The organism is Chamaesiphon sp. (genome assembly GCF_041737865.1).
Lineage (GTDB): Bacteria > Cyanobacteriota > Cyanobacteriia > Cyanobacteriales > Chamaesiphonaceae > Chamaesiphon.
This window is the reverse complement of sequence record NZ_JBGSQZ010000080.1, coordinates 1-5,469: the sequence shown is the minus strand read 5'-3', so window position 1 is coordinate 5,469 and position 5,469 is coordinate 1. Positions and strand designations below refer to the sequence as shown.

The 5,469-nt window shown below is 44.6% G+C and carries 6 protein-coding genes; all 6 read right to left on the bottom strand.

All coding sequences use genetic code 11. The annotated features are described in order from the left end of the window. Positions 1 to 284: 284 nt before the first annotated feature. Entirely contained in the window at positions 285 to 1,151 is an 867-nt protein-coding gene (locus tag ACEW9J_RS05610) for a hypothetical protein (RefSeq protein ID WP_373544154.1), read from the bottom strand. A 116-nt stretch (positions 1,152 to 1,267) separates the two neighbouring features. Continuing rightward, positions 1,268 to 1,789, bottom strand: a complete 522-nt coding sequence (locus tag ACEW9J_RS05605) for an RICIN domain-containing protein (RefSeq protein ID WP_373544153.1) — start codon at positions 1,787 to 1,789, stop codon at positions 1,268 to 1,270. Between the two features lie 115 nt (positions 1,790 to 1,904). Further along, positions 1,905 to 2,606 (bottom strand): esterase/lipase family protein, encoded by a 702-nt coding sequence (locus tag ACEW9J_RS05600; protein ID WP_373544152.1) that lies wholly within the window; start codon positions 2,604 to 2,606, stop codon positions 1,905 to 1,907. A gap of 6 nt (positions 2,607 to 2,612) precedes the next feature. After that, a complete protein-coding gene (locus ACEW9J_RS05595; RefSeq protein WP_373544151.1) occupies positions 2,613 to 3,290 on the bottom strand; it encodes an ABC transporter ATP-binding protein in 678 nt (225 codons plus the stop codon). Between the two features lie 6 nt (positions 3,291 to 3,296). Further along, positions 3,297 to 4,640: an ABC transporter permease gene (locus ACEW9J_RS05590; protein WP_373544150.1), complete on the bottom strand. Its 1,344-nt coding sequence runs from the start codon at positions 4,638 to 4,640 to the stop codon at positions 3,297 to 3,299. Between the two features lie 51 nt (positions 4,641 to 4,691). Continuing rightward, on the bottom strand, positions 4,692 to 5,469 hold a 778-nt coding region (locus ACEW9J_RS05585; protein ID WP_373544149.1), incomplete at its 5' end, for an efflux RND transporter periplasmic adaptor subunit.

The following is a 5,469-nucleotide window of genomic DNA, read 5'->3' as shown; positions in this document are numbered from 1 at the left end:
GATGTTACTGGCATCGCAATAGTTGGCAAATCCCGATCGCGACTTTCAACGTTAAGGTTGTGATGATCTCGATCGGTTGAAGTAGTCGGTTCTATCATCTCATTACCCAATCTCTTCTAATTAGTACTTTAATTTTTGATTACTGATAAATTGCTCGATCGAAACTTCATCGATCGAAACTTCTTTATTTTTTCTATGTAATTATGATGATTTGAGAATAGTTTGTGTGGACAGATCCAAAGGCTTCAAAAGAGAAGCCTTTGGATCTAACAAATCTAGCGTGTCTAAGCAGTCATCTGCGGTTGTGCGCCACCAAATTTCCAGAGCAAGATCGCACCCAAACCGAATAGATTGATTAGGAAAACTACTATTCCACCCAAAAACGGAATTAATGCCAAAACTGTCAAGATCGCTAAACCAATTAAGAACTGCTGCGATGTTAGCTGCATCGCATTTTTATCCAAACGTTGCCCAACAAACAAAGCCACGCCAAGCGAACCGACTAAAGAAGTGACAACCGCGCTCAAACTCAATAATGGAATCAGCGGAATCCCAATCAGCGTAACTGCCAAAAACACAGTGCCAAAGAGAATGGCAAAAATTCCCCCAATTCCCCAAAGTGCAGTTAATCCAGGCTGTTGACGCAGTTTTCCCGCCAATTCTGCCAAAAAGGTTGGATTGGTTTGCAAGATAATCAGTCCGAGAATAGTAGCGACAACAGCGGCACAAAGTCTAAACATCGCACTGAAAAAATACTGAGCGAAGAAGCTTTGTCTACTATAGGAGCCGTACATCATCCCATGTCGATCGCTAAACGTCGCCTTCTCGCCACCAATAATCGCCCCTGGTTCCTGAATGATTTTGCCGCCAAAGGAATAAGCATCACCATCTACTCTTGCTCCTGCTTTGAGGATAATATCCCCGCCAAATGCGATCGCTGTATCCAAAACTCTAGCATTAGGGGAGATCGTCACACTCCCACCAAAAGCACTAGCATTTTCGACAGTTTGGTTTGCTGGAACACTCACACTGCCACCAAAGCGAACGAGGTTAGTATTGTTAATATTAATATCAGTCTGTGCCAGCGCATTCCCAGCAAAAATTAAGCAAATAGTGATTATAAAAGTCAGAATTAATTGTTGCCACTTCATAGATTTTATCTTTGTGAATAACAAGAGAATTTATTATCTCTCATAATATCGATAGAACATGAGGAACCTGTGAGGAAAATATGCTCTGAGCAATTAGAATCATTGGCAGTATATTATTAAGGAGTTTGGGTGATTCTCCAACTTTGTCCCGAAATATTGTCACATTTAGCCATCGTTAGTCGATTATTTCTACCATCGTTGAGTACATTTAAACAATTGTTTTTACCTGTAAGATTATTAGTTAAAAAATAATAGCCAGAGGGACTAGGAATTGTCTTGCTCGGTGTAATACTCCAGAGTTGTCCAGGTAAGCTGCCACATTTAGCCATTGTCAATTTATCATTTGCACCATCATTAATAATATTCAAGCACTTGTCCATGCCTGTAAATGTAGTCTGTAATTGATAAGCTTGAGGATTCTTTTCACTAGCTGTCATGCTCCAGCGTTGTCCAGCGACATTGGCACATTTTGCCATGATTAATCTATTATTCTTACCGTCTTCGAGAATATCTAAACAAGTATCTGCACCTGTCAATGTATTTCGTAATCGATTTTGCTTGACCTGAGCATTGACTTCTTGAGCCAGCAGGCTAATCAAGATAATTGGTAAAATGACAATCAAATTCTTACTTTGCATATAGAGTATTTATCTATCTATTTACTTTAGATCCTATCATTTAGGTATAAATAACATCATCTATCAAATGGGTGATTTTTAGAATTATCAAGTGAATCAATAGATAGATATATATTCAACTTAAATAACCCACCCATTGAGATCGAACTTCTAGTGAACCGTACCAAGTTCCCGAAGTGTTTGGTGAATGTTTAACCCCCTCGATCGTAATATTTGTTGCGCCAGCTAAATGTGCCGCAGTGACAGGAGTAATTCCATCACCCCAAGTATTTCCTGCTCCACAAATCATTTGATAACTACTGTAAGCCAAGCAATGCCCGAACTGTTTTTTACCATAAATCGATTTGCCCGCCACACAAATATAGCTTACCTCTGGATAAAATGCGCCTGGATAATTATCGTTAACAAAATCGAGGTTTTTCTTTGTCAACTTTTCACAACTAATCTGCGGCGTACCTAAAGTAATCAAAGTGGCAATTTTAGCTCTAGCATTCCACAAACCTACCGTGCTAGCCGTGACATCACCATAAATTGTATAGGGTATTTCTCCCAGGTAAATTCGACTAATCCACCCTCCGGCTGAATGTCCGATCAGATTAATTTGCTGGCTACTATTGTCTATTAAAGCTGCATTGACAGTTCGATCGAGTTGTCGCAAAATCGGCACCATCGATCGACCGCCGAGTGTTGGTAGCCAATCTCGTTTTCGTAGTGGTACCGTCGTTGCCTTTGTACCTATTTTTGTTAAAGCCTGTTGAAGTGGCAGATAGAGATCGGCACTTTCAAAATAGCCAGGTAATATAACAGTGGGTAACATTCAAAGTTATTTCGATTCAACAATTACTCCATCCACCATCCGAATCGTCCGTTTTGTTCTAGCTGCGACACTGGCATCGTGAGTGACAACTACGATCGTCGTACCTTGTTGATTTAACTTTGTCAGCAAATCCATAATCTCTTTAGAAGTAGTGGAATCCAGTGCCCCAGTCGGCTCATCGGCGAGGACTAAGGCGGGATGATTGACTAAAGCACGGGCGATCGCGACACGCTGTTGTTGTCCGCCTGAAAGTTGATTGGGGCTATTCTGAAGCCTGTCACTCAAACCAACTTGGACTAATGCTGCTGTCGCTTGTTCGATTCGTTGCGACTTATCGACATCGGCATAAATCATCGGTAGCATCACATTCGAGAGGGATGTGAGCTTTGGTAAGAGGTTGAACTGTTGAAATACAAACCCAATATACTGATTACGAATATCGGCAAGCTCATCATCATCGAGGGTCGTTAGATCTTGATCTGCTAGAAAATACTGTCCACTGGTAGGTCGATCGAGACAACCGATAATATTCATTAGGGTCGATTTGCCGGAACCTGATGCCCCCATAATCGCGACATATTCACCCTCCTCGATCGACAAATTAATCCGCTTGAGGACTGGCACGTCCATCGTGCCTAAATGATAGGTTTTTGTAATATCTTTGAGTGAAATCATGCTTGCCATAGTCAATTAATCCCCATGTAATGCCAAGATCGGGTCTAATTTAGCCGCATTACGAGCAGGAATACCACCCGCTAGTACTCCAACAATCAGCGAAAGCACAAAACCGACTATCACCGACCATAGAGACACAATGAAGGGGAATTTAAATAACGTAGCAGCAGCATAAGCAAAGGCGATCCCAAACGCGATGCCGATCGCCCCGCCGATACTCGAAATGACGATCGATTCCATCAAAAATTGACTGAGGATCGCACTGCTAGTTGCACCGACGGCTTTTCGTAAACCGATTTCTCGCGTCCGTTCCATTACAGAAACCAGCATAATATTCGCAATGCCAATCCCACCCACGACTAGGGAAATACCCGCGATCGCCGTAATCATCGTGGCAAACGACCCGACAATATTCGTAAAGGTATTAATAATATCTACTTGGTTAGTAACTCGAAAATCATCCAGTTTGGGTGGGACGATATGATGGCGCAGCCGAAGCACGTTTGTGACCTGAAATTGCGCTGCTTCTAACTCGTCAGCATCGCTAGATTCTAACCAGAAACCATTAATCGCTACGCCTGTGAGGGCATTATTGCCCACGATTTGAGCGGACATATTAGTCAGCGGTAGATAAACCACGTCATCCAAATCTTGCGGCCCAACCGACCCTTTCGACTCCATTACGCCGACTACGCTATAGCGATTGCCCCGAATCCGAATATCGGCACCGATCGGATTTTCCGACACGGAAAATAAATCATTTCTCACCTTGGAACCAAGAACGACAACTGGTTTCGCAGTATCCAAATCCGCCTGACGGAAAAATACTCCCGTTTCCGGCTGAATATTTTTCACGGCTGGGTAGTTCAAATCCGTGCCGATCGCCGTTGTAGCAATGTTGACATCACCCCGCACCACCTGAATATTACCGCGTTGTAAAAATGCCGAAACTGCGGTAGCTGCGGGGACTTGTTTGGCGATCGCTTGGGCATCTTCCCAGGTTAATGTACTCGAAGAACCAGCTCCCTGACTGATCCCGCCCGTTCTCGCTGCGGCGGCTGAGACTAGCATGACGTTGGTGCCCAGTGCCTCAATTTGTAGCTCTGTGGATTTTTGGACTCCTTGACCGATCGAGGTAATCGCAATCACCGAAGAAATTCCAATAATTATCCCCAGCATCGTCAATCCGCTCCGAATTTTGTTGCTCCACAGAGTTTCCACCGCCATCAGGAATATTTCTAGCAGCGAGATTTTGCGTTTAGTACGACGAGATGGACGCAGGAGGGATTTGGATTTGTTAGGAAAATCCCCTCCAAATCGGGGTGTTTCCCGTAGGATGGGGTGGGTAGATTTACGCATGAATTCAAGGATGTATAAATGGTAATTTCGGAGCGTGTAACTTCCGGCAATCTAACGTCCAGACCCACCGCCACCCGTAAGGATACTACCCCCACCGACTTTGCGGGTTCCAGCAGGAAAACTGAGTAAAACCCGTTCGTTCCCAGTCAAACCAGACTTAACCTCAGTTTTATCATTCACAGTCGTCCCCACCACGATCGGCGTAAATACCGGATCGCCACCTGTTTTTGCCACAAATACACCCTGAGCCTTGGTCTGTTGAACGATCGCTGCCGTCGGTACGACCATTACCTGATTCAATTCGCCAGCGTTGAAATCGATCGTCACATTCATCCCCTGATGCAGCAGTCGTTGGGAGTCAGTCACCGCTACTTTCACCTCAAAACTGGTCACATTTTGTTGTACCAATGACTGAGTAGCAACTTGTGTCACTTTGCCCTCAAAGGTTTTGCCAGAATAAGCATCCACCTTAATAATTGCCACTTGCCCAACGCGGATTTGGGAAATGCTGGCTTCGGCTACCTGCGCCACGATTTCATTGGTGGATGCTAGAGCCAGAATTGAAGATGATGTTGCCGAAGTCACCGCACTACCCGCCGTGGTAGGAGTGACAAATGCACCAGGATCGGCATATTTACGGGCGATAATCCCCGCGAAGGGAGCGCGAATCACAGTATCGTCAATATTTCGTTGCGCGATCGCGACTGCACCTTGGGCTGCTACTACCTGGGCGCGGGCTTGGGCGATATCTTCGGGACGAGATCCGGCTTTGAGGAGGTTCAATGCTTCTTGCCGCTGATTGACGACGCTTTTGGCTTGGGCGATATCT